The 25,942-nt window shown below is 48.6% G+C and carries 22 protein-coding genes; 13 read left to right on the top strand and 9 right to left on the bottom strand.

The genetic code is table 11. The features are described 5' to 3' along the window. Positions 1-54 precede the first annotated feature (54 nt). The 4 genes from METH5_RS0104120 (at position 55) to METH5_RS0104100 (ending at position 2,377) form a co-directional block, all read left to right on the top strand. Positions 55-516, top strand: a complete 462-nt coding sequence (locus METH5_RS0104120; RefSeq protein WP_029147319.1) for a hypothetical protein — start codon at positions 55-57, stop codon at positions 514-516. A gap of 275 nt (positions 517-791) precedes the next feature. Beyond that, positions 792-947 (top strand): DUF3309 family protein, encoded by a 156-nt coding sequence (locus METH5_RS15385; protein ID WP_081726699.1) that lies wholly within the window; start codon positions 792-794, stop codon positions 945-947. A gap of 57 nt (positions 948-1,004) precedes the next feature. Next, on the top strand, positions 1,005-1,403 hold the full coding sequence (locus tag METH5_RS0104105; RefSeq protein ID WP_029147318.1) for a PA2779 family protein: 399 nt from the start codon (positions 1,005-1,007) through the stop codon (positions 1,401-1,403). A 14-nt stretch (positions 1,404-1,417) separates the two neighbouring features. Continuing rightward, a complete protein-coding gene (locus METH5_RS0104100; RefSeq protein WP_232410944.1) occupies positions 1,418-2,377 on the top strand; it encodes a PA2778 family cysteine peptidase in 960 nt (319 codons plus the stop codon). Positions 2,378-2,423: 46 nt separating this feature from the next. On the opposite strand, the gene METH5_RS0104095 is transcribed toward METH5_RS0104100, so the two are convergent. Together METH5_RS0104095 and METH5_RS0104090 are read right to left on the bottom strand one after the other, a co-directional pair. Continuing rightward, entirely contained in the window at positions 2,424-4,028 is a 1,605-nt protein-coding gene (locus METH5_RS0104095; RefSeq protein WP_029147316.1) for an EAL domain-containing protein, read from the bottom strand. Between the two features lie 254 nt (positions 4,029-4,282). Next, positions 4,283-4,762 (bottom strand): DUF421 domain-containing protein, encoded by a 480-nt coding sequence (locus tag METH5_RS0104090; protein ID WP_232410943.1) that lies wholly within the window; start codon positions 4,760-4,762, stop codon positions 4,283-4,285. Between the two features lie 254 nt (positions 4,763-5,016). Between METH5_RS0104090 and METH5_RS15380 the strand changes: the two genes are divergently transcribed. The 7 genes from METH5_RS15380 (at position 5,017) to METH5_RS0104055 (ending at position 12,612) form a co-directional block, all read left to right on the top strand. Further along, a complete protein-coding gene (locus METH5_RS15380) occupies positions 5,017-5,172 on the top strand; it encodes a DUF3309 domain-containing protein (protein WP_369758897.1) in 156 nt (51 codons plus the stop codon). Positions 5,173-5,409: 237 nt separating this feature from the next. Then, the gene (locus METH5_RS15375) at positions 5,410-5,574 is read left to right on the top strand and encodes a DUF3309 family protein (protein WP_081726697.1); all 165 of its coding nucleotides are present in this window, start codon (positions 5,410-5,412) and stop codon (positions 5,572-5,574) included. Positions 5,575-5,785: 211 nt separating this feature from the next. After that, positions 5,786-7,069, top strand: coding sequence for a diguanylate cyclase domain-containing protein (locus tag METH5_RS0104075; RefSeq protein WP_232410942.1), 1,284 nt, complete (start codon positions 5,786-5,788; stop codon positions 7,067-7,069). A gap of 105 nt (positions 7,070-7,174) precedes the next feature. Further along, positions 7,175-7,930: a hypothetical protein gene (locus METH5_RS0104070; RefSeq protein WP_369758896.1), complete on the top strand. Its 756-nt coding sequence runs from the start codon at positions 7,175-7,177 to the stop codon at positions 7,928-7,930. 108 nt (positions 7,931-8,038) lie between these two features. After that, positions 8,039-8,698 carry a pyridoxamine 5'-phosphate oxidase family protein gene (locus METH5_RS0104065; RefSeq protein WP_029147312.1) on the top strand — a complete coding sequence of 220 codons (660 nt, stop codon included), beginning with the start codon at positions 8,039-8,041 and terminating at the stop codon, positions 8,696-8,698. Positions 8,699-8,921: 223 nt separating this feature from the next. Then, entirely contained in the window at positions 8,922-11,549 is a 2,628-nt protein-coding gene (locus METH5_RS0104060; RefSeq protein WP_232410940.1) for an EAL domain-containing protein, read from the top strand. A 136-nt stretch (positions 11,550-11,685) separates the two neighbouring features. Further along, positions 11,686-12,612: a choice-of-anchor A family protein gene (locus tag METH5_RS0104055; RefSeq protein WP_232410939.1), complete on the top strand. Its 927-nt coding sequence runs from the start codon at positions 11,686-11,688 to the stop codon at positions 12,610-12,612. 66 nt (positions 12,613-12,678) lie between these two features. On the opposite strand, the gene METH5_RS0104050 is transcribed toward METH5_RS0104055, so the two are convergent. From METH5_RS0104050 to pip, 7 genes are all read right to left on the bottom strand, one after another. Beyond that, positions 12,679-14,139, bottom strand: a complete 1,461-nt coding sequence (locus tag METH5_RS0104050) for a porin (RefSeq protein ID WP_029147309.1) — start codon at positions 14,137-14,139, stop codon at positions 12,679-12,681. 191 nt (positions 14,140-14,330) lie between these two features. Then, positions 14,331-15,605 carry an OmpP1/FadL family transporter gene (locus tag METH5_RS0104045; protein WP_036307586.1) on the bottom strand — a complete coding sequence of 425 codons (1,275 nt, stop codon included), beginning with the start codon at positions 15,603-15,605 and terminating at the stop codon, positions 14,331-14,333. A 77-nt stretch (positions 15,606-15,682) separates the two neighbouring features. After that, positions 15,683-17,758, bottom strand: a complete 2,076-nt coding sequence (locus tag METH5_RS0104040) for an EAL domain-containing protein (protein ID WP_029147307.1) — start codon at positions 17,756-17,758, stop codon at positions 15,683-15,685. A gap of 6 nt (positions 17,759-17,764) precedes the next feature. Beyond that, positions 17,765-18,292, bottom strand: a complete 528-nt coding sequence (locus METH5_RS0104035; protein ID WP_029147306.1) for a YfiR family protein — start codon at positions 18,290-18,292, stop codon at positions 17,765-17,767. Between the two features lie 273 nt (positions 18,293-18,565). After that, a complete protein-coding gene (locus tag METH5_RS0104030) occupies positions 18,566-20,071 on the bottom strand; it encodes a tetratricopeptide repeat protein (protein ID WP_029147305.1) in 1,506 nt (501 codons plus the stop codon). A gap of 114 nt (positions 20,072-20,185) precedes the next feature. Continuing rightward, a complete protein-coding gene (locus METH5_RS0104025) occupies positions 20,186-21,487 on the bottom strand; it encodes a YhjD/YihY/BrkB family envelope integrity protein (protein WP_051412841.1) in 1,302 nt (433 codons plus the stop codon). Between the two features lie 33 nt (positions 21,488-21,520). Next, entirely contained in the window at positions 21,521-22,465 is a 945-nt protein-coding gene (pip, locus tag METH5_RS0104020) for a prolyl aminopeptidase (protein WP_029147303.1), read from the bottom strand. A 307-nt stretch (positions 22,466-22,772) separates the two neighbouring features. Here pip and METH5_RS0104015 point away from each other — a divergent pair, with 307 nt between their 5' ends. Beyond that, entirely contained in the window at positions 22,773-24,638 is a 1,866-nt protein-coding gene (locus METH5_RS0104015) for a PQQ-dependent dehydrogenase, methanol/ethanol family (protein WP_029147302.1), read from the top strand. Positions 24,639-24,882: 244 nt separating this feature from the next. Next, positions 24,883-25,761, top strand: coding sequence for a quinoprotein dehydrogenase-associated putative ABC transporter substrate-binding protein (locus METH5_RS0104010; RefSeq protein WP_029147301.1), 879 nt, complete (start codon positions 24,883-24,885; stop codon positions 25,759-25,761). Positions 25,762-25,942: the final 181 nt, after the last annotated feature.

The raw sequence follows: 25,942 nt of genomic DNA, 5'->3' as shown, positions 1-25,942 counted from the left end.
AAGAAATAGCCATCAGATGGCGTCATGAACATGCTGGGCATAGGGTTAAAGTCAATGAGAAATTTAGGTGTGTTTGTTGTGATTGTTAGCGTGTTGTCTGCATGTTCAGTCAATATGGTGAGGCTAGGTGTTTATAAAAATAAAGCGCAATTAATCGGCCTGGACGGCACTGTGTATGTAGGCAGTATCCTGATTAATGATATTAGCAATGATGGTGATATTGAATTTGAAACGTCGCCTTATGGTGCGCTGGCTGGTAAGTGGACAGCAACTAGCGCGGCGGCGCCAGTAGTGGTAAGGCCAGGTTCGACTGACTCGCCAGCGGTGGATGCGGGAGTACGTCGTGCATATTCAGGAAAAAGTTTTTTGGTGGCTAATCAAAAAGCGGTACTCAATTGTGACTTTAAAGCCAATATCGAGGGTGATGGCTTATTGGGCAGTGTGTTTGTGATTGGCGATGGCGTGTGTGTGGATGACCAAAAGCGCGTTATTCCGATTCAATTTTTCAAATCGTAATAGCAGTAGTGCATTAGCACATTGCTGGCAAGCACTTGCTCTTTGGTACCAATGCCCACACGTATGGTGGGCTTTTTTTCGGGCATGCGCATAGAGAGTGAAGTGCTTTTATTTTGATATTTAAAGGGTCTGTATCAGACAATTCCTACAGTAAATTCAGCCATTGTGACATGGCGTCACGCCTCACACGTCTGCAAAATTAAGCCTCACGCATAAAATATCAACACACGGAATTGCCAGTGCCACTGGCAATATTTGTTTGAGGAGAGCATGCCATGTTGAGAACCATTTTGCTGGTCATTCTGATTTTAGCTTTAATCGGTGCATTGCCTGCCTGGCCTTATAGTGCGGCTTGGGGTTATTACCCAAGTGGTGGCCTCGGTTTAATTGTGTTGATATTACTGATACTTGCACTCACGGGCAGGTTGTAGCCGGCCTCTGCTGTTGTGTGTGCGCAACTTAATTTTTAAATATAAAGGAAACTCATCATGATGTTGGCTAAACGTTTTTTAAGCGCTTTTTTAGTGGCTTCAATGCTATTCACTGGCTCTATGCAAGCTGTTCAAGCCGCTATGATTGGCACAGATCAAGTTGCTGAATCAACCATCTCGGCAAAGGGGGCGCAAGACCGGGCGAAGATTGTGACGATGCTGTCTCGTGATGAAGTGCAATCTGAATTGGTGAAGCGTGGCATTGATCCAATGGAGGCGCAGTCACGCGTCGCAGCATTAAGCGATGACGAGGCAAGCAGTTTAGCCTCTCAGCTTGATAAAGCCCCTGCTGGCGGTGGCATTATTGGCGCCATTGTGCTGGTGTTTTTTGTATTGTTGCTGACAGATATTTTAGGCTTTACAAAAATCTTTCCATTCACACGTTCAGTGCGTTAATTGATTTGCTGTCTATGCCTATGGATGTCATCAAAGCCAGCTTGCGTCGAATCGGCCTGCTGGCTTTTTTGTGCCTGCTGAGTGCGTGTGCGGCCACCGGTGTGCGTGAAGCGACGCACAATACACAACTACCTCGCTATGCAGAGCTCACAAACACGCTTTTTTTTCCACAGCAACAATATCAGTGCGGCCCTGCGGCATTAGCGACGGCGTTGAGTGCAGCCAATATTCAGGTCAGCCCGGAGCAACTGACGCCTGAAGTGTATGTGCCCAGCCGTCAAGGCAGTTTGCAGATAGAAATGCTCGCCGCAGCCAGGCGACATGGCGCGCTGGCCGTGCAAATTCCGCCACAACTGGATGCTGTCATGCAGGAAGTGGCTGCCGGCAATGTGGTCGTGGTGATGCAGAATCTAGGATTTTCATGGGTGCCGTCCTGGCATTATGCCGTGGTGGTTGGCTATGACCTGGACAAAGAATTGTTGTGGTTGCGCTCTGGCACTTATCAACGTTTTGAAATGTCCTTAAGTGCGTTTCAACGCACTTGGGCGCGTAGTGAGCATTGGGCATTTGTGGCATTGCCACCAGGCAAGTTGCCGGCAAGTGCAAGTGCAGATGATGTTGCTAAAGCATTAGTCACTTATGAAAAGAACGCAGCAGTGGTGGCAAACAAGCTAGCTTATCAGGCGGCGGTCAATCAATGGCCAGACCATCCGGTATTGTTGATGGGCTTGGGTAATGCGGCTTATGCCGCGCATGATTTGCCTTTGGCAGCCGCCACATTGCGGCACATGACTGAGGTGCACCCGACCTCGGCCGCAGCCTACAATAATCTTGCTAATGTATTGTTGGCGCAGAAAGACACGGCACAGGCAGAGGCTGTCGCACAACAGGGTTTGCTATTGGCTGGGCAAAATGAGCAGTTAAAAGCGCAAATTGCCCAGACCTTGGTCGAGATTGGGCAAGCTAAAAAATAAGACGCTTGTCTGTGAGCACTCGCTTACGCTAGCAGGTTTTTAAGGGCTATGGTTTGGCTTGGCTATGTTGTTCCAAATAGGCATAAAAGTCTTTACGCTTGAGTGACTTGGAGAATAGCCAGCCCTGCACATGTTTCACCCCGCGCGCCTGCAGGATTTTTGCTTGCTCTGCCGTCTCTACCCCTTCGGCCACCATATCAAGTTGGAGGGTTTTTGCCATTTCAATGATATGAAAAGCGACATGACTGGTGACTGCATCGGTGCCGACCGAATCAACAAAGGTTTTGTCAATTTTGAGATAATCGAGCTGAAACTTGGTCAGGTAAGACAAGCTTGAGTAGCCGGTGCCAAAGTCATCAATCGCTACCCGCACGCCACAATCACGAATATCCTTAATGGTGGTAAGCGCTTCATCATCATCAAGAAACCCACGCTCGGTGACTTCAATTAAAATTTGATTGCCGACGGCACCAGCGGTTTTTTTCAGGTTTTTAATCAGTGTTAATAGGGCACCTGACCGAATGTCGTGCGAAGAAATATTAATGCCGACATGAAAGTCTTTGTGCGTATTAAAGGCATTGCGCATATCCTTAGCCACCAGTTCAAACACACGTTGTGTGATCTGACAAATGACGCCAGAAGCTTCGGCAGCAGGGATAAACGTGTCGGGACTGATCAAGGTGTTGTCAGGTGTACGCCATCTGATCAAAGCCTCAGCACCGACACACGTATGATTGTGCAGGTTGATGATAGGCTGATATTCAAGATAAAACTCATTGTTTGCCAGCGCTCTTAAAATGGCCGATTTAGTCGAGTAGCGGGTACGCTGCATATAGATAAACAGCCCGCTTAGTAACAGCCCTACGATCAACGACAGTGGAATAAGAATCTGGATAAAGGTGACGATATCGTCGTTGATATCCTTGAGTGGTATGGCAGCGACCACCGCAGTCACATTCAACTGGTTAGGGGCAATATACACCAGCATCTGGCGCTCTTTATCAATGAAAGTAAGCGCTTGCTTACCTTGGTATCTTTTTAGCCAGTCGGTCGCTATTTCACCCTTGGCGGTATATAGCCGGTGTGATTGTATGCTAAACACGCCAATGGCAACCTCAGAGTTGCCAAGCGCTTCGATCGCGTGACTAGGCACAAACATGATGGCCCAGCCTGATTTTTCAAAGATGACCAAATGCCTGTCTTGCCAGTCGGCAATTTTAATGTTGGACCAGACTTTGGTCCCATCCGGCTCAATGCGGTAAGGCTTGCCCAACAGCATGCCATCCAGCAGTTCTGAGATCGAGGAGCAGACAATCTGGTTGTCGCGGATGTGTGCCACGCCTTGCAGAAAAAAGCCTGAGACATTGAATTCCTGCATTTTTTGCACTTGCCTGGGCAGGCAGGCGTCTTTTTCGGCCACGGCAGAAAAGTGATTCACCACATTTGCAAACTGTGCACGCGTGGTACTCATGCGCATCAGCACGCCGTTGGTCACCTCTCGCAGATGTTTGGTTTCTTTTGAAACAGCCTGGTTATGCGCAATGATTAAAGATAAAAAGATAGAAATCGAAGCGGTGATGATAATCAGCAGAATGGCGATGCCCGTCACAATCTTCTTGTTACGCCAGCTTGTCTTTAATACGTGATCCATTTGATGCCTCTTTCCAAAAGTCAGTCTCACCGCTATCGGGGCCAGATTGGCCAGCGAATAGTTACTGGCCGACAGGCATCAGGGGATCAGCGTATGCCACTTGGAAGTCATCGAACGTGTACTGATTACAAAAGTGATAAGCATAATTTTTCTTGGTTATTATTTGAATATCGCACTTGATACTGAGCGGCGCGCTTTAAGGTTTGTTTATTTTAACAACGTGAGAATAAACGTTAGTTTGCAGAAAGTCATTGTTACTTATCGTCGTGAATAATACTGAGCTGACCATCTGACTCTAATTGCATGCGTTTCACTGCCGAAAGATGCTCAACACCGTCTTCGCGCAGCTTGGCCAAAATATCCTCTTTGGTAATAAACTCGCGCCGCATGGCGCGGGTTTGCAGCACGCCATCACGCACCAAAACAAGTGCTGGCGCTTGCATCAGGCGCCTGACCCATTGGTTTTTATAACTGAGCCAGTCTATAAACACATTCCAGAACACCAATACGCTGATGAGTAGCAAGCCATCTGTAATGGATTTGGCGTCGCCACTCATGGCATTTTGAGAGGCGTCGGCCACAATCATGACAAATAAAAAATCGCCTACGCCAACGTTGCCTATATCGCGGCGCAAGATAGACCTGAAAATTAAAAACAGGAACCAGTAAACGATGGATCCTCGAATCACAATTTCCCATAAGGGAACGCTCAGTTTGAACGCTGCCGGATCCATCACTCACCTCAATTCATTCTTGTGTGTTTAGCCTACAACACGCAAAAAACTTTAGTCATCAGCGAGGGATGCTCTTGCTGTAGGATAAATTAGCGCTCTCCGTGCTTTGGTTTGCCGTGCGTGATTGATTCCTACAGCTGTTTCAGACGGAGTGTGATGGTCAGCCAAGGGCGATGACGGCATGATGAAACCTTACTCGCCTTGGTATTCAGGCCTGCTGCTTGCGGGCTACCCTGGGAAAATGATTGGAGCGCATGATGTTTAGCACCATTCTTATTGTTATCCTTGTTGTTGCCTTAATTGGCGCCTTGCCGGCCTGGCCTCACAGCGCACAGTGGGGGTATTTTCCAAGTGGTGGCGTCGGCTTGTTGCTGCTGGCATTATTGTTACTGACATTTTCTGGCGGATAACGCAGGCACAGCAAGATACAGCGCAAGCAATAGGTGCGCTAAAGCAGACAACAAAGCACATATTCAGTGAAAGCCAGCGCGCCTGATGTTAGATATTTTTGTCCGATCATTCCTACAAAACATTCAGTGTAAATCACCTGGCTTTTGGTTCTGCCATGCCGCATGATTAAATCTCTACTGACTTCAACCATTGATGACCGCTGAGGATGCGTGGTCAATTGATTGCAGGAGAACGACATGCTTGGTACGTTGCTCATTGTGATTTTCACGCTCGCTTTCATCCATGCTTTTCGTGCGGGCCTCTACCGTGTAAGTTGGGGTATGGACCCTGGTCGAGCGTTAACCGTGTTGATTGCGGTATTGATCATGATGGCGTTCGCGATTGGCTTTGTTGATTTCTAAATGGTGATTTTTTGTGTGACAAATATTCTCGGATGTATATTGATCGCGTGAATAATTTTAAAAATAAACAGTAAACCTGTTGTTCTTTCTCAAAAAGACCTCGCTTGGCCTGACGTAAAATACACCCTGGAATCTTTTGTAAAGTCAGCCAGTGCGTCCAACACTTAGTCAAACATTTAAAAGCCAACTGATTGCTGTGCTCGCAGCCATCTTGGCTTTTTTGTTTTGGCATTTTCTGCTCGATTACCAGCGCCAAAAGGCGGAGAGCGAGGCGTATCTCGAGGCGGCGTCTTACGGTAGCTTGCTGCGCGCAGCGGTAGATCGTGAATTAAACTCTTTGCTGTTTATTTCTAATGGCTTGTCCAGTTTTATCAAGGTGTACCGTGACGAACTGGAGCAGGATAAGATGCAGGCGATCCTGGCGGATCTCTGGTCCAATGCACACCATGTGAGAAACCTTGCCGTGGCGGTGAATTACACGCTCACCTATGTTTATCCTGAAAAGGGTAATGAGCAAATCATAGGCATAGACTATCGCGAGGTGGCCACTCAGTGGCCCAAGGTTAAATTGGCGATTGCCTCTCACCAGGGCGTGCTCGATGGTCCGTTGGAACTGATACAGGGCGGTAACGGCATGATTTATCGCTTTCCGATTTATGTCGATAACCACTATTGGGGCATTATGTCGACCGTGATTGATACCGATAGTTTTTTGCAGGCCGCGTTTAACGATGTGCAAAACCCTCACTTTTCATTCGCTATCAGGACGGCTGATCAAAAGCGTGTGTTTCAAGGCGATGCCGCGCTGTTTGAGCAGAAAAATATTTTTATTCAGCAAAGTCATGTGCCTAATGGCACTTGGGAGTGGGCGATCGAGAATAAAAAAACGCATGAGTTACCGGGGCGCGGCATTGGCATTGGCTTGAGCCTGTTTTTAAGCCTGTTGGTGGGTGCCGGAGCTTACTTTTTTGCCCAAGAGCGCTATTACTTGTCTGAAGGCGCGTTGATGGACAGTCTGACCGGGCTACCGAATCGTCGCTTGCTCGAAAGTCGCTTAAACTATGCGCACTCGGAAGCCAAGCGAGATCACAAAAGATTTGGCCTGATGGCATTAGATGTCGATCATTTTAAAGCGATTAATGACCAGTATGGTCACGATGTGGGCGACGAAGTCATTAAAGCGGTGGCGGCCAGGTTGAAGTCCAATATTCGCGACATGGATACTGTCAGCCGCTTAGGCGGTGATGAGTTTGTGGTGGTGGTCAAAGATCAGTTATCAGAGCAAGGGTTGGTCAAAGTAGCGACTAAGTTGCTGGATATTTTCAGTGTCCCCATGTTGATTAACGACCACGAAATTGTGGTGCATCTCAGTATCGGACTCACCTTGTTTGACCCTGTTTCCGATGTCACCTTAAAACAACTGCTCAAACAAGCCGATATGGCGTTGTATCAAGCCAAGCAAACCGGCAGAAACACTTACAGCGTCTGGAAGTAAACCGGCTTGTTCGCTCTGGCTTGGGCACTGTTGATTTGCCCTGAAGTGACGCACCCGACGTGTTAGTATGGCATTTTTATTTATATAAATATATTAATGAAGTGCGTGCATACTGCTTTGGTTTTCTGGCTGCATTTAGCCGTCATCCCTCTTTCTTTTGCTTCAGAAATCATGCCTGCGCCCGGCTTTGCCGAGCCCGATGCGGCACATAGCGATCGTGTGTTAAAGATTCCAGAACCCATGGTCTATGACCTGGTACGCCCATTGGGTGTGAGGCAGGGCGACATGGAGATTAACGCGCTGGGTGACTATAACCCTTATACCGGCGATATTAATTGGGCGCCAGAATTAGAGTATGGCCTGGCTGACGACCTGGCGATTGAAATCGAACTGCCGTTTGAGAATGCCAGCCATGAACGCTATAAAGTCGCGATTCAGCACACATTGGCGGTTGATATTGCGCAAGGCGTGGCCAATGGCTGGCAGGCATTTGTTGACATCAATAAACATACCAAAGCGATGTCTGCTGATGCGACGTATATCCATGCTCAAAAATGGGCCGACCAATGGTCTTCATTAAGTATGCTGGGCATGCGCGTGCATCATATTAACCGCAGTGCGCAAGTCGACTATTTGCTGAATAATACGGTTTTTTATGACGTCTCATCACGCTTGACGCTGGGGCTGGAGCTTAATCAGGAGGTTAGTGCCGGCGGCACCTGGCGCTATCGGCTGACACCACAGATGCATTATGATGTCAGCCAGTATTACACGGTGCAGATGGGCGCCGCCTGGTCCACGCTGGAACACCCGGACAAGACGCAACGCTTGTGGAGTATGCGTCTGATCAGGGTGTTTTGATGACAGCGCGACATGAACGCCCTACAATGGTCGCGCGCGGGGTCATGTTTTTCGCCCGCTCGCCGTCATCGCTTTAGTGCGTACAGCCATCCATAAACAGGGGGAAATATGAGTCGTTTGTTTGGAGAAACACACCGTCAAGTCCAGGACCAGCAAGGCACCAGAAAGCTGGCAGACCGTATTGAAGAAATCGCCTGCAAGACCGAGATAGATGAGGACGTTAAAGGCTTTATTGAGTCGCTGGACATGTTCTTTTTGTCGACGGTGGATCATCACGGACGACCAACCGTTTCTTACAAAGGTGGTTTTACCGGGTTTGTGCGTGTGGTGGACGACAAAACGCTGATTTTCCCGATTTATGATGGCAACGGTATGCAGCTATCTGTCGGCAATATGGTAGAAAATGCTGAGATCGGCATGTTATTTATTTCTTTTGAGCGCCCACACCGCATTCGCTTGCAAGGCGTCAGCAGTGTATCAAACGAGCCTGCTTTACTGGCCATGTATCAAGAGGCTGAGTTTGTGGTCAAAGTGACGTTATCGGAGTTGTGGCAAAACTGTCCACGCTATATTCACCGCTATACGCGCGATAGCAGTTCACGTTACGTGCCCGTGGCAGAATGCCAGACACCGTTAGCAGAATGGAAGCGTCTGGAGTTTGTGCAGGATGTGATTTCTGACGCAGATGCTAAAAAAGCCCAGGCCGCCGGTTTTATTCAAGTGGACGACTGGGTCGCCAAAATCAAGGCCGGGGCGCCAGATGTATAGGCACGCTGAAACCGCACGCATCGGCTGCCGGAGATAAGCCTGGCGCTTTTGGGATGAATAAAGTGCCCTGCAAGCGTAGCCTAGAGTCGGTTTAATGCTTGATTGTTGTAAATCTGCACTGACAAACAAGTAGCAAAGACAATTGCCGTAAATATTTGTATTATTCTGTCGATAGTACTTTCAAGCATCTTTTACCAATTGCAGGGTTTACATCCGATTACCCATGAATAAGTTTGCGGCCATGTTTGCGTGGTGCGTGTCTTGTCGCGTCATGACCTTGCTTTATCAATCAGCCGGTTGCGTGCTGTTGATCACCAGCCTGGCTGCGAGCCAGGCCTGGGCCGAGACGATCACCGTCATTAGTGACGATAACTATCCACCTTATTTGTTTAAAGATGCCAACGGTAATACGGTGGGCATCGTGGCCGACTACTGGAAGTTGTGGGAGCAAAAAACCGGCGTGAAAGTGACGCTGGTTTCAACTGCCTGGGAGCAAGCGCAGCAGCAATTGTTGAGTGGCCACGCTGACGTGATCGAGATGATTTTCCGCGATGCTGAGCGGGAGCAGAAATACACGTTTACCCAGGCCTATGCTACCTTGCCCGTGGGTATTTACGCGCATGAGAGTATTAGCGGCCTGGCGGCGCCTGCTGCACTGAGTGGGTTTACCGTCGGCGTGCAAAAAGGTGATGGTTGTATTTTTAAATTAAAAGAAGCAGGCGTGAAATCGTTTCGCCTCTATAACAATTACGAAGAAATTATTCAGGCCACTTTAAACGGCCAAGTCAAAATTGTCTGCATGGACGATTTCCCGGCACATTACTACTTATATCGTTTAAATGCAGATAGCCAGATTCTGCGCGCATTTACCTTGTATCAAGGCCAGTTTCATCGCGCCGTGAAAAAAGGCGATACGCACACGCTGCGTTTGATTGAACGCGGTGCAGCCGCCATTAGCCCGGCCGAAATGGCGTCGCTAGAGTCCAAGTGGAAAGGCAGCTCGCTACAGCGCGATGTGTATTCCAAACAGGTGATTTTGACGCTGGCACTGTTGCTGGTGGTTGGCTCAACCTTGCTACTGCTTATTTTTATGCTGCGGGTAGTGGTGAAGAGAAAAACAGCCGAAATTCAAAGCAAGCGTCAAGAGTTGGAACTTGAGCGCCTGCGCCTCACCGATATTATTGATGCAACCCGTGCCGGCACCTGGGAGTGGGATATGCAAACCGGCATATTTCAATTTAATCCGCGCTGGGCAGAAATACTCGGTTACAGCCTGGACGAGCTGACGCCGCATCATCTGGAGACGGCAAAACGCCTGACACACCCGGATGACTGGCAAACGTCAATGGCGTTAGTGACGCGTCATTTGCAGGGGGAGATTGCGTTTTATGAGTGCGATATCCGCATGCAGCATAAAGCGGGGCATTGGGTGTGGATTGTGGATCGTGGCCGTTTGATTTCACGCACTGCGGCGGGTGAGCCCGCGATGATGCGCGGCACCCACATTGATATTACAGACAAAAAACAAGCCGAGGCCGCGATCTGGCGGCAAGCCAATTACGACAGCCTGACCCAGTTGCCTAATCGGCACTATTTTCACCATCAAATTAAAGAGGCTATCGCCGCCGCCGCGGCTAAGCAACAGCATTTAACCCTGCTGTTACTGGATCTGGACCGGTTTAAAGAGGTGAATGACAGCCTCGGGCACCGGCGTGGCGATGAGTTGCTGATGGAGGTCGGGCAGCGCATCCGCCAGTGTGTGTCGGTGCCCGCCACCGTTGCCAGGCTCGGTGGCGATGAATTTGCCATTATTGTGCCAGAAGGCTTACACATTGACCTGCAGGGCTTATGTAATCAGCTGATGCAAGAAATCTCCAAGGCTTATATTCTGGGCGGCGAGCGTGTTTTTGTCACGGTGAGTATCGGCCTCAGCCAATATCCCGAAGACGCATTGCATGCCGAAGAAATGATTCAGCATGCCGATCTTGCCATGTACGAGGCAAAAAGTCGTGGCCGTAATAGTGCGCGTTTCTTTTCGCTTGCGATCAGAGAGGCACTGTCGCAGCGAGTCAATCTGGCGCGAGACTTACGCTCCGCGCTCGATAATGGCGAGTTGCGTGACTACTACCAGCCGATTGTCAGTTTGGTGAGTGGCCAAATTGTCAAAGCAGAGGCGCTGATGCGCTGGCAACATCCTGAGCGTGGCTTGATTAGCCCGGCCTTGTTTATCCCGGTGGCAGAAGAAACGGGCGATATTGTGGCCATGGGCGACTGGATTTTTAATCAGGCTGCGCAACATGCTATGCAATGGCAGCATTTGATGGCGGATGACTTTGCGATCAGTGTCAATAAATCGCCGGTGCAGTTTGTCGATCAGCCAAGCAATGATTGGGTGCATGCCCTGCGTGCGATGGGGGTGGAGGGTAAGCGTATTGTGGTCGAAATTACCGAAGGCCTGTTACTTAACCCTGATACAGTTGTCGAGGAGCGGCTGTTGCAATTTAGGGATATGGGGATTCAGGTGGCGATTGACGATTTTGGCACCGGTTACTCCTCGTTGTCTTATTTGAGCAAGTTCGATATCGACTATCTCAAAATTGACCAGTCATTTACGCGTAATCTCAATGTGGGCAATGAGAGTTATGTGTTGTGCGAGGCGATTATCGTCATGGCGCATAAGCTTGGCCTTAAAGTGATTGCTGAAGGCGTAGAAACAGCGCTGCAGCGAGACTTGCTGATGGATATTCATTGCGATTACGCGCAAGGGTTCTTTTACTCGCCGCCGGTGCCAGCAGATGTTTTTGAGCAAATGCTGGTGCAACAGTCGCGCGAAGCGGCCGTTGTCAAATAGCCGATATTGACTATCCATTGCCACCGGTATACCCGAATGGGCTATAAGCCCCTACAGGTAAAAGTGTTATAAGTCACTTAAGCAATCATGAAATATTAATTATCATGATCATTATTTGACTATTAAAGGGTGATATATGAGTTGGATGGTAAAAAGCGCGGCGATTGCCGCACTTGCAATGCAAAGCATGGCTGCCTCAGCAGATGTGCTGGATTTCGGTGTTGCCGGTCAGTTTAATGTGTTTGTATTTAACAACTTTACCAGCAGCTACAGCGATGTTGAAGGTGCGGTAGCCGTGGGTGGCAACTTTAATGTGACTGGCTACTCTGTCAATGAGCTCAATAACGCCGTTGCTGGCAATGCGCTGGTGGTCGCTAACAACGTGACCATTAACGGCGGCAGCGTTAAAAATGGCGATATTGATGTGGGCGGCACGCACACGACTTCAAACTTTGGCTTTACCGGTAATTATACCGACAGCGATCCGATTAACTTCGCTAATGAGCGTCTCTATCTGCAAAACCTGTCGACCAGTCTCAATGCGCTGGCAAATACCGGTACGGCGACTTACAACTACAGTGGTTTGCAGCTGACCGCCAGCAACAGCACCGATGCACAGATTTTTGATATTGATGGCAGTTTTTTCAACTCCAGAAACAATACAACATTCAGCGGTTTTTCTAACGGCCAAACCATTATCCTGAATATTTCTGGCAATGGTTTGACCTTTAATGGCGGCACCGGCACTGACTTTAGCAAGTATGGTTTCAATGTGGTGTATAACTTTTATCAAGCCACGGCCTTAAACACAGGCTCCGGTGCAACAGGCACTATACTGGCGCCAGATGCAGATATCACTGGCGGGTTCAGCGCGATTAACGGTAACGTGATTGCCAATAGCTGGAACACCAACACCCAGGTGAATGTGACTGGCATGTTCAAGCCGACAGACATCACCGGCCTGGTCGTGACCCCAGTGCCTGAGCCAGAAACTTATGGCATGTTGCTGGCTGGTTTGGCATTCGTTGGTTTGCTGGCACGCAGACGTCAGTCTCTTGCATGATTAGGTGACCGGTAATAAAAAAGACTCAAGCATATGCTTGAGTCTTTTTTGTTTCAGCGCGTGGCTTTAGAACTTCATACGCAAACCGGCACCATAGCTGGTCACATTGGTATAGTTCGAGGCACTTGGATATTTGTCGCCCGAAAAGTGGTTGGTGGTATACGCCAGATAAGTATCGAAACGCTTATTCAGCTTATAGTCCACCATTGCCGTCCAGGTATCAATTTTACCCTGCGAGTTGGTTGAAACGGTCGGGCCGTCAATGGCATCCGCTTTAGTCAGGTAGTAACCGATAGAAGTGGTCAGGCCCGCCAGTGCAGGCACGCGCTGCGCAAAGTCAAAGTTGGCACCCAGGTAATACACATGGTTATCCTGTTTGTAGCCTGGCTTCAATGCCGAGTTTGCCACGCCGCCAAAGACAGTTTGATCATAAATAGAGTGATAATCAATCGAGGTAGAGGATGACGGTTGCAATTGATACCACTCCGCACCACCGATGATTTTCAGGTCTTTGGTTGGCATCCATCTACCAGTGAGCAATACGGCTTGCGTGTTATACAGAGATACCGCAATGGTGTCATTGGCTAAAGGATTGCCAGCGCCAGCAATCCCTGACTTCACTGAATCGAAAAATCTGTCATAGGCCAACTGCACGCCAAATGCACTGCTTTCGTAGCCCAGTTGTGTGGTGTAGCCATTGCCGTGCGAGGTGCCCGCCGAATTCCCAAACTGGTTGATCACGGCATAATTGATTTTGTCATGGCTCTCCAATTCGTAAGTATTGGCGTACTTGAGCGAGTTTTTCATGCGTGAGTTTTCAGACACGCCACCGCCACCGCCCACGGTGCCGCTCTCACCCAATGGTGAAAAGCTGTCGGCCTTACCGTTAGGATCATAAGTCACAGTGATCTCAAAAAACGGGTTGTATTGCGTACCATAGGTCAATTTACCCAATGAGCCGCCATCAATACCGGCCCAGGCTTGGCGTGTAAACAACTCACCGTTCATGGATGAGTTTGCACTCACGCTGGAGTTAGCATTGGTGCCAGAGTTATCTGCCAGCGTTTGTGCCGCATCATGCAACTTCATATCCAGCGTATTAAAACCGGCTTCCAGTTGATAGATAAATTTGAAGTCGTGATCCCACATTTGCAATTTGGCGACTTCACCTTTAAAACCAATGCGTGAGCCTTGCCAGCCACCATTCACCCAATTGGTTCTAGAGGTGGTTCTGCTGGTCTTTTTTGCGCCTGAATAAGGATAAAAGTTATTCGCTAATTCATAGTTTTCAGGCAACGAGTGATTGATATGGGTCAGGCCGATATCCACCAGGCCGTACACCTGGAAGTAAGAAGGGTGGTCGCCCAGATCGAAGTTGACGCGAAACGGATTGTCGTCATTCATAAAACGCGACACCAGAGAAGGCGTTTCTTGTGAAGTCGTACTGGATGGGTCTGCCTGGGCTGCGAATGCCTGGCTAATCGCCAGCGGCAGTAATGCCAGTTTGAAAAAGTGCTTGATGGTCATCTTCTATCCTAGAAAGCGATGTTGCGGGTTGTTTCAAGACATGCATTTTCAATCTGGTAGATGAAGGTTACATGACAACCGGCTTACACGAAACTTACAGGGTGAAATGAGGCGGGTGAGACACAAGGCAATCAGCCGTGAAAGAGCAATTAATCGCGGCTGATTGCAGGAGTGACTAGGTCTGTGGCGGCCTAGAACTGGTGGGTGAGTTGCATGCTGAGAATATCGGCGCTGCCATCGTATTTGCCGGCAATGATGCCTTTACCGGGTGCGGGTGACTGCTGGTCATCGTAAATAGAGGCTTCTTTAATAAAAAGATGTGCATAGCCGACATCGAATTTAGTCTGCGGACTATATTGCCAACTGGCACCCAATGATAGCCAAATTCGATCATTACCGGGGATACGCGCCGTTCTGTGGTTGTTATCAATCGCTTCTTGGTCATAAGCGACGCCGGTACGTAGTTTTAAGGTGTCTGTGTAACGATAGTTGAGGCCGACAGAGTAACGCAGCGTGTTGTTCCAGTGCTCTTGAGTAGAGCCTACAGCCGTATTGGAGCCATTGTCGCGCATAATGCTGAGTGTTTTAAATTGACTCCAACGGGTCCAGGTAATATCGGTCAGCAAATCCCAGCGCTCATCTAAACGACTAAAGCTACTGAAAGAAAGTGTTTCTGGCAGGGTGAGGTCAGCTGTGATGTCTGTATTTAATGTTCTGCCAGGAATGCCGTTTAATGCTGTAAAAGGCGAGCGTGCGTCCCCTTTTAAGTGTTGCTCGACTTTTGAGCGAAACGCCAGGCCTAATCGGGTGTCAGGTGTGACTTGGTAAATCGCCCCCAAATTGTAACCAAAGCCCCAGTCTTTACCTTTGTTATTGATGGAGGACTCTGCCGCCCCTACATTGACTGCGCTGGTGAGCTCGGCTTGCGCCCACATTGCCGACACGCCAAAGCCAAATGACCATTGATCATTCAATTTCCAGGCTAAGGAGGGGTTGATATTGACGGTTTTGAGTTCAGATTTGATCGCCTGAAAGCGCCCTAGCCAGTTCTTGTCATATTCGGTTTTCAAGCCAAAAGGCGTACCCACGCCAATGCCGATTTTGAGCTGGTCGCTAATATCTTGCTTGTAGTAAAAGTTAGGAATAGCTGCCAGGCTGCCAATCTCGCCGCCTTCATTGCCCAGTGGGCGTGTGCCAGCACGTACACTATCCCTGTCATCAAAGTTGCCATTGGTTTTAATCAAATGCACGGCGCCAACAACCTGACGGCCTTCCAGGTAAGTCATGCCGGCCGGGTTAAAAAAGATGGTACTGGCATCTTCAGCAACCGCAGACGCCCCGGCATAGGCGTTACCCAGGCCGCTAGCCCCTTGTTCAAACAGAGCAAACCCGGCGGCGTAGCTATTGAGGTGGTAGCCGGACAATGCCAGCCCGATGAATAAATAACATGGCTTAAAACGTAACATATGTCCCCCTGATTTTTTATTGTTTGTTGTTATATAACGGCTAAATAAGGCTATTGTTCACTGCTGAGGTTTCTTTTTTAGGCTTCTGACCCTGCAATTTTACGAAAAACGGCCGGTATGCTTTCTGGAAACTCGGCCATAAATGTCGTGGTTTGGCTGGCAGACAAGGCTGCACTGAATAAGTAGCCCTGGACATGATGGCAGAGTTTGTATTGCAGATATTCAAACTGAATCGCACTTTCTACGCCTTCTGCCACCACTTTTAAATTAAGGCTGACAGCCAACGCCACCAGAGCATCGACAATCGCGATGTCGACTTTGTCTTGCGGAATGCCAGCCGTAAACTGTTTGTCAATTTTGAGAATATCGACCGGCAATTGTTTGAGGTAATTCATGGATGAATGACCAATGCCAAAGTCGTCGATGGCAATGCCTATCCCCAATTGCTTGAGTGAATAAAGAATCTGCTTGGCAGATTCAATATTGCGCATGACCATAGATTCTGTGATTTCCAGGTTGAGTGTCCGCGGCGATACCCGGTAAAAGTCCAACGCATGGCGTATTGTGTCCGACAAGCTGTCGTCATCCAGTTGGCGCGACGAAATATTGACGTTCATGAACAGATCGCGGTCAAACATTTCTTGCCACATGGCCAGTTGTTTAAGCGATTGGTGGATCACCCAGGCGCCAATGCTGATAATGAGCCCGGAGCCTTCGGCCAGGTGGATAAACTGGTCTGGGGTCAGTAAGCCTTTGGTTGGGTGGCGCCATCTGAGCAGGGCTTCAAAGCCGATGGTTTTGAGTAGCTGAGTATGGATAATCGGCTGGTAATACAACTCCAGCTCCTGATTCTGCTGCGCAAAGTGTAACTCTTCACGTAGATTGCGTAGCTCTGAGGTGGTAGCTTCGTCGGATTCACTGTAAAACCTAAACGTATTACGGCCGGCATCTTTGGCTTGATACAGCGCAACGTCTGCGTTTTTCATGACCTCCGTTTTTGAGTCAAAGCCTGGCCGCAATAGCGCAATGCCGATGCTGACACCAATATGGATTTCATGGTCGTCGACAATAAACTGGGCAGAAATGGTTTGTATGATGCGTTTGCATACCTGCTCTATCAAGCTGCGCCCTGGCGCATCCAGCAAAATGGCAAACTCATCACCGCCCAGGCGAAAAATAGCATCGTCTTGCGACATATTGCCGCGCAGCCTGTGCGCGACCTGCAGCAGCAATTTGTCACCAGTGTTGTGGCCAAAAGCATCGTTGACGATTTTAAAGCGATCCAGATCAAGTAACAGCAGATAAATATGCTTGCTGTCGTCAGGTGCGGCGGTGATTTTGCGGGTGATGGATTCTTCAAACGCATGACGATTGAGCAACTGGGTATTTTTATCGTAATGCGCTAAAAACTGCAGCTTTTCTTCAATCACCTTGCGATGGTCCAACTCGGCTTGCAGCTGGGCGTCCCGCTGGCGGATACTTTCCAGCATATTGTTAATGTCATGGCTCAGCATGCCAATTTCATCGGCGCTGGTCACGTTAATGCGTTGGTCGTAATGATGATTGCGCGTGATTTTGCTAACGAAGCTTTGCAGCGCATGAATCGGGTCAACAATGTTGCGGTTTAGCCGCCACATAATCAGGCAGCCGACCAAGGCTGCCGCCAGTACGGCAATCGCATTCGACCAGGCAAAGCCGATTAACACATCAACGATCTGATCTTGCTTGATGGTAGCGTGCAAGCTGCCGACTGTTTTTTCATTGACCACAATCGGCGTGGTGACTTCCATGTCGCTAAAGTAAGGATACAGCCACTGCCAGGCCGCCGGGTTTTTGGGGTGTTGCGGATGCAGGCTTTGTAGTGGGTGCTGTTGCTGATTCAGAATGACGACGCTACGGATGTTCTGATTATCGGTCAGCGGCTCCAGGGTTTTAGCGGCGGAGCTCACTTCACCAAACATCACGGCGGGGCCAATAGAGTTTGCCACCACATTCATTTGTACCAGGAGGTCGCGAATCAGGTGAGAGCGCAGGCTGTGGTAGTGGCTACCAAATGCAAAGACAATAAAGACCAGCAGCATGCTCAACGTCATCACCAGCTCGGTGAGCAGCAGTTTGTGTGCAATTTTGAGGTGAGGGAGCAGTCTTAACATACAAAGTTAATTAATGATATTGGTCGCCAGTTTCATCAGTCGTGTGTCAAATACAATGCCGGCCTGTTTTGCCGAGGTCAGATGCAATGCGAACTGGTAATGCTTATCCTGTTCGTTAATTTCTACATGACCGTATTCAGAAAATTTATTGCCGTTATACACCACGGTCAAAACAGATTCTTTTTGAATGATTTGTTGTAATTCTAGCGGCTTTTGTGTGCCGTAGTCTTGAATATATAACAGATTGCAGCGCTTGACGTCGGTGGGTGCTTTCACTGTGACCAAAAAAATCTGCAAATTCTGCAATTTTTGCGATTCTAGCGCGGTGGCCTTCAAATGACCGATGTCTTCTTCAAATGCACAAATGGCGTAAGTGTCTTGTGCCTGGCGGTTAGGCATTTGGCTGAGCAGGGCCAAATTAAACAGTAATTCACTCTTGGTTTCGCGCGCTTGTTCAGGCCCAGCCACTGAGAGCGTGGGGGCGCTTATGCCTAACAGCGGGAGTAATAAGCAGGTCCGGCGCACTGAAATCATATTGATCTGACTCCATCAGGGGTTAGTTGGTGTGACGCGAGATGAGGTGAATAGCAGCGCGATGAGTGCAGAGGATTGCATCACTTGTCTCCTCTGGTCTGCCTACACAAAAAATAGCGACCCCTCAACAAGTATCATACCTTGCGCCATGCAATCTACAATCAGCAATTTTGATAAATTCTGTATCAGTTTGATAAGCCCGCTGTGCCATTTTTGGGCGCCGTTTTGTGGTGCCGATTTATAGTGGCTCAAACGGCTCGGGTATCGTCGGGCTTAATATTGGCTACGCGCAGCTGGCAGGTGTTCGGCGGGTTTTAAATCAAAGGCGACACAAATGCGCTCTGCCTCGGCATGAAAGGGGATGGTTCTATGAAACAGCGACGAAGGAAACAGCACAATATCGCCGACGGCTGGTTTGATAAAACGGGTAGGAAAATCGTCATGTAATTGCGGGTATTGGTCGCCGTGTGTGCCGTACTCAAAGGCGCCTTCTTTCGGGTCTGCGGTCTCAGGCATGGCCAGGTAAACCGCGCCACTGAGCCAGCCAATTTCATGAATATGGGCATCGAGGTGCCCACCTTTTTGCATATTGACATACCAGGAGCTGGTGAATTCCAGCGTTTGCGGAAAGTGGCTGATCAACGCACAATCAGCGTATTTAAAATGCGCCTCGTAGTGGCGAAACTCGCGTTTAACCAACTCGCCCAGCGTTCTAAACGCCGCTTCGGGGCGTTTGAATAAATTGCCTGCGGACTGTTTGCCATTGGTCAGGCGCGCCTGTTTGCGTTCTGCAATATCTGCCTGCGCAATATTCGTTAGCAACTCTGCCAATAACGGGCTGCCAGGTGCCAGCTCGGGCAGGCTGCGGTGGTAAACAAACGACAGTCCGTCCGGACAAAACTGATAAGGGTCTGCCTCGCCATGGTTGAGGCTATAGTGGGTAGACAGGGTCGCAATAAAAGGAGCGGTGTGTGGCCCTTGCCTGATAATGTCATCCCTGCGCTGCTTGAAAGCCTCAAATTTTTCTGCGCGGTATAAACAGTAAAGTACCCGCGATTGCCAATCATCTAATTGTGAAGCCTCAAAGTGAGGGATCGCTTCTTCGAAGCGCTTGGCCAGATATAAAAACTCGCCCATATTGTAATTGGCGCCCGGATGTTGCGGGTTACGTTGTAGTGCCTGCTGGTAATGCTGTACCGCTTGCGTCATGTCACCTTGGTCACGCCAGGTTTCGCCCAGATTATTATAGGCGTCGGTATAGTTGGGAAATAATGCAATGGCGCGCTCATAGCTGTGCACGGCGGCGGCCAATTGCCCTTGGTCGCGCAATACCGTACCCAGGTTGAAATGGCCGCGCGCATCTTGTGGCTGGATGCGCAGCCCCTGTTGGTAGCTGGCTACGGCTTCGTCCAGTTTGCCCTGTTTTTGCAGCACAGTGCCGAGGTTGCCGTGTGCCTCAAAAAATTGCGGATTGAGGGCAATGGCCTTGCGATAAGCTTGCTCGGCAGCGGTGAGCGCATTGAGCTGGGTTTGTGCAATCGCATAGTTAAACCACAGTTCTGTGGCCTTGGGGTTGAGTTGCAACGCGGCTTCATAGGCGAGTGCCGCTTCTCGGTATTGTTGCGTCTGATCCAGCGCCAGCGCCAGCAGGTGATGTAATACGAACTCTCGCGGATGCTGCGCTGCCAGCGGGCGGGCGCGTTGAATGACAGCGTCAAATTGTCCCTGATTTAATTGTTGTATCAGGGTGTTGATCTCTTGCGAAAGTGGGATAGACATAAAGGGAGCAGTCGTACAAAGTTCCAAAGACAGTTACAATTTTGTAACACATCTTACAATTCCGCAATGACTCTGTGACTTGATTTAGCGCAAAACACAGCTAATTGACGCTGTTTATGCGGTCTTTGATGGCGCTAAGGCATTTTTTACCTGTGCATGATGAGACAGTTGTTTGAGCAGGCGCACCGCAATATGCGGGTCTTCTTGTAACAGGTTTTCCATGCACTCGGCATAAATTTCAATCACTGCCGCTTCAGATGACACGACGACTGCGCTGGCCGTCACTGGTTGTGCCGAGAACAGCGCAATATCGCCAAAAAAATCTCCATATTGCAAAATGCGCAGTGTTTTTTCTGTGCCGTCGGCTTGTTGCTGTGTCAAATGCAAGGTGCCATCAACCACCATATAGTAATGGTGGCTCGCATCGCCTTCTTTTAGTACATAGCTACCTTGCGCATAGGTTTTGCCGTATTTCCCCATCAATGCCTGCAAATAGTGCTGCTGGTTGGGGATGTCTTCAAACAGGCCTTTTAGCAGCAGCACATCTTTTTGTCTGAGTGTGACCATTAATTCAATGCCGACTAAAAATACTGCAAAGTTAAGGTATAGCCAGCTAATAGAGACAAACATCGCTTTCATGCTGCCAAATACGGCGCCAAAATTTTTGTTCACGCTCAAAAACAGGCCGAAGGCTGGCCGCATCAGCATCCATACCGTGGCCGTGAGCAGGGCAGAGAGTAGCAAGTGGCGCCAATGCACGTTGAGCGGGCAAAAGGTGTGATAAAAGCCTGCGATCAGTAGCGTGGTCAACATGAGCGATAACAGCGAGCCCACATAATTAATCAACGCCGATGGCAAATGATTGGCCAGAAACACGATCATCGACTCGAGCACGAAGCCTGCTGCGGTAAACAGAAAAAAGACCAGCAACACCCCCAGCACCGCCACGACGTCGCGTATTTTTTTATGCCAGAAAGAAGGAACGTCATTACGGCTGGCAATCAGGTGAAAGCTAGAGCGCATGTGTGCTGCCAGCGGTGTGATGGTCCACAGCAAGACGAAAAAGCCAACTGCGCCCCAGGCGGCTTTGGTGCGCGTGTTTTCATACACTTCTATCATGATGCGCTGGCTAAACTCAGGCAGCAGGTTGCTGGTTAAAATGGCCAGCTTCACAATCGCGTAATCAGACGAATAGACCAGGTGGCTGATTAAAAAGAAAATCAGCACGATCAACGGGATCAATGCAAACAGTGCATAAAAAGACAGCGCGGCCGATAACCCCATCAACCGGTGCCTGGCCACGCCCTGCCAGGTTGTTTTGAGCACGAACATCGGCGTGCAGTAGCTATAAGCCGAGATGTGTTGCCTCAGGCTTTGCCACTGCTTGTGTAATGTCATCCATAACACAGGCTGCATAGATTCCGCTTTCGCTGGCTTTGTCGTTAGGCGCTAAAGTTGCTTGTATTGTTCGGTGGCGTTTAATAAGGCCTGGCAAGTGCCAGGCTCCATGGCCGAATGGCCCGCGTCTGGCACCATGATCAATGTCGCCTGTGGTAAGGCCTGGCTCAACTCCCACGCGGTTTGTGGCGGGCATACCATGTCATAACGGCCCTGCACGATGGTGGTTGGAATCGCGCGCAACTGATTGGCGGCCTCGCGTAACATCTGTTCGCCATCTACAAAACATAAGTGTTGAATATAATGAATTTGTACGCGTGCACGCGCCAACTCTACGGCGCCGTTCACCTCGTTGCTGTCTGCTTTGGGGATCAGGCTCATGATGCTCGACTCAAACGCGTTCCAGCGAATGGCGGCCGGTACGCTGATGGATGTATCGGCGTCAAACACCAGGGTTGCATAGTAATCCAGGACATTCTCCTGATGGCTGGCAGGCACTGGCACCAGCAGTTGTTGCCAGGCCTCCGGGAAAAATAGCGCAACCTGGCCTAAAAACCAGGCGATCTCATGCTGCCTGCTTAAAAAGAGTCCGCGCAGGGTCAAGCTGATCACGCGCCCGGCATGGCTATTGGCATAAGCCAGTGCCAGCGTGCTGCCCCAGGAGCCGCCAAACACATGCCAGCGGTTGATGTTTAAATGCTGGCGTATGGTTTCTATATCTGCCACCAGGTCTGCTGTAGTGTTGTTGCTGGTTTCTCCCGGCGGCTGGCTGCGACCGCATCCGCGTTGATCAAACAATATAATATGGTAGTGCTCGGGGTCAAAAAAACGCCGCTGACCCGGATTGCAGCCGCTGCCTGGGCCGCCATGCAGAAAAATCACAGGCACGCCATGCGGGTTGCCGCACTGCTCAACATAGATCGAATGTAACGGGCTGACTGCAATATGTGTATTTGTAAATGGCTGGCATTCAGGGTAGAGGCAGAGTGTGCTCATGAATTATTTTCTTAACTATATGATTTTTAATGATAATTTATTTTTTCGCCAACGGGCTTAAAAATAGCAAAAAATATTTAGAAATATTTGTAACCGATTTGTAACCAAACTGTTGCAATTGAAAACAAATTGTTCTATATTGCAATCCTCACATGCGACAAGTGATAAATTCTAAGGTGTTTCAGGAGTTTTTCCCTTGTTTCTGGAGTGAAAAAGTATGCGGGAGATTTGGTTTGCCAATCCTAGTGCTGGCAGAATTTAACGTGTACTTAATATTAAACCCTTAGTTCTAACTTTGGAGATCAATATGCAAGTTAACAAAATCAAATTGGCCTTGGGTCTGGTAGCAGCATTGCCATTGGTTGCTTTCGCAGCAGCTGACCAAGAGTCTGCGTTGAAAGATGCCAACAACTGGGCACATCCACGTGGTCAACACAACAACAACGGTTACAGCGCCTTGGCACAAATCAACAAGGGTAACGTTAAAAACCTGAAAGCAGCATGGACATTCGCAACCGGTGTAAACCGTGGTCACGAAGGTTCACCAGTTGTTGTGGGCAACATGATGTACGTTCACACAGCTTTCCCAAACAACGTATACGCTCTGGATCTGAACGACAATCAAAAAATCGTTTGGTCCTATTTCCCTAAGCAAGACCCAAGCGTTCAAGCAGTTCTGTGCTGTGACAACGTTTCTCGTGGTCTGGGCTACGGCGACGGTAAAATCTATCTGCAACAAAACGACGGTATGTTGGTTGCTTTAGATGCAAAAACCGGTGCTAAAGTATGGGATGTTAAGAACACTGACCCAAAAGTTGGTGCAACTAACACTAACGCACCACACGTGATCAAAGACAAAGTATTGACCGGTTGCTCAGGTGCTGAGTTCGGCGTACGTTGCTTTATCGCTGCATACAACCTGAAAGACGGCTCTCTGGCATGGAAAGCATTCTCTACAGGTCCAGACAGCGAAGTATTGATCGGTGCTGACTTCAACAAAGAAAACCCATCTTACAGTGCATTGTCAGTTTACGAAGATGTAAACGGCGGTAACAAACAAGGTGGTTCATTCAAGAAAGCCGCTAACGACAGCCTGAAAATTGGTGAAAAAGAACTGGGTACACGTACTTGGTTGAAACCACAAGCTGTTAAAGATGGCTGGCAACATGGTGGCGGTTCCGTATGGGGCTGGTGGCCGTATGATGCACGTACAAACCTGGTTTACTACGGTACTGGTAACCCATCCGTATGGAACCCAGATGTACGTCCAGGCGACAACAAATGGTCTATGACAATTTTTGCTCGTGATTTGGACACTGGCGTGGCTAAATGGGGCATGCAAATGACTCCACACGATGAGTGGGACTACGATGGTATTAACGAAGTAATCCTGTTCGACAAAGGTGGCAAAACATACGCATGGCACCATGACCGTAACGGTTTCATCTACACATGGCAAGCTGGTAACGGTACATTAGTTGCTGCTGAAAAAGTACACCCATTTGTTAACTGGGCAACTGATGTTGACCTGAAAACAGGCGTACCTAGCAAACTGGCTACCGCTTCTACTCACCAAGACTACAACGCTAAGGGTGTTTGCCCAGCTGCTTTGGGTACTAAAGACCAACAGCCTGCTGCTTACTCTCCAAAAACTGGTTTGATGTACACACCATTGAACCACGTATGTATGACATACGAGCCAGTTGAGTCCAAATACGTTGCTGGTCAACCATGGGTTGGTGCTACTTTGACTATGTTTGCTGGTCCTGACGGCGTAATGGGTGGCTTCGGCGCTTATGATCCAATGACCAACAAAAAAGTTTGGTACAACAAAGAGAAGTTCTCTGCTTGGGGCGGTGCTCTGACTACAGCTTCTAACATCGTGTTCTACGGTACTTTGGATCGTTGGTTCAAAGCTGTTGATGCACAAAATGGTAAAGAACTGTGGAAATTCCAAGTTGGTTCCGGCGTGATTGGTAATGCATTCACATACGGCAACAAGGGTAAACAATACGTTGGCGTACTGTCCGGTATCGGCGGTTGGGCTGGTGTTGCGATGAACCTTGGTATGACTAACGACACCGACGCACTGGGTGCTGCTGGTGGTTACAAAGAGTTGACCAAGTACAACGCTGCTCCTGGCGGCGGTGCACTGAATGTGTTCTCACTGTAATTTAAGCTAGTCTTAAGTTGCACGTAGAAATACGTTGACTCCTCAAACACCCTGCTTCGGCAGGGTGTTTTTTTTCATGAATATCATGATTCAATAGAAGCAAATAAAATTAAATGTGTTTTGGCTACAAATGAAAACGCATTCACGATAAGATGATTAAGTTTGTCGTTGATTGGCAGAACTTTTGAGCAATAACAAGCTCCAAAAACGACAGGAAACAATCATAAAAAAGGATGAAGTCAACATGAGAACTACATGGAATATATTGGGTGCGTTTGCGTTTGCGTTTGCAACACAGAGTGTTGTGTTGGCAGAGGAAATTGATATTCCGTCCATTAATCCCGATGAAGGTCGTATCGGTGAAGTGCGACGTGTCGCGGATGAGTCAGAGTTTAAGGTCTGTTCTGACCCGGATAATATGCCTTACTCCAACATCAAGCTGGAAGGCTTTGAAGACAAGATTGCCAAAGTGCTGGCAGATGACCTCGGTAAAAAATTAACTTTTCAATATGCGTATAATCGCCAGGGCTTTTTGCGTAACACTATCAATGCCATGCGCTGTGATGTCATCATCGGCATGACCTCTGATTTTGATGGTTTAAGAACCTCTAAGCCTTACTACCGCTCGGGTCACGTGTTCGTCTGGCGTAAGGACAGCAACTACGATATTACAAACTGGGACTCACCTGATCTGAAAAAAGGCATTATCGGCATTGTTGATAAAAGTCCGGCAACCATTCCTTTAAACGATTATGACCTGATGACCAATGCGCGCCCATACCGTTTGCAGCGTGACTTGAATTTGCCAACCAGCTTTATTATTGATGATCTGGTAAAAGGTGATATTGATGTGGCTGTGATGTGGGGCCCGATTGCAGGTTATTTTGCCAAAAACTCTAAAGTGCCTTTGGAGGTTCGCCTGATTCCTGAGTACAACAAGGTGAATCTTAAAGGCAAAGAATACTGGAACATTTCTGTGGCGGTGCGTATGAAAGATAAAGACCGCATCAAGATGATTAACGAAGCCCTGGAACGTAATAAAGATAAGATTGATGCAATCCTCAAAGATTACGGTATTCCAACAGTGCCTGTGGTTGAAGGTGACAGTGTGTATAAAAAATAACACACTGTTGAAAAAGTTTTAAAAACAGACAGTTGCTAATGACAAGGCAAAAAAAACACAGTAGAATCGTGGCCTTGTTTTGAGATGGTGGCGTGAACTATTCCGTGATTAAAATCGGAAATATTCGTCAACCATTTCTGGAACGATTCGTTAAATGAGCATACGTTGATTGTTTGGTTTT

The sequence above is a fragment of the Methylophilus sp. 5 genome, from assembly GCF_000515275.1.
Classification (GTDB): Bacteria; Pseudomonadota; Gammaproteobacteria; order Burkholderiales; family Methylophilaceae; genus Methylophilus.
This window is presented reverse-complemented; position numbering and strand designations above follow the sequence as displayed.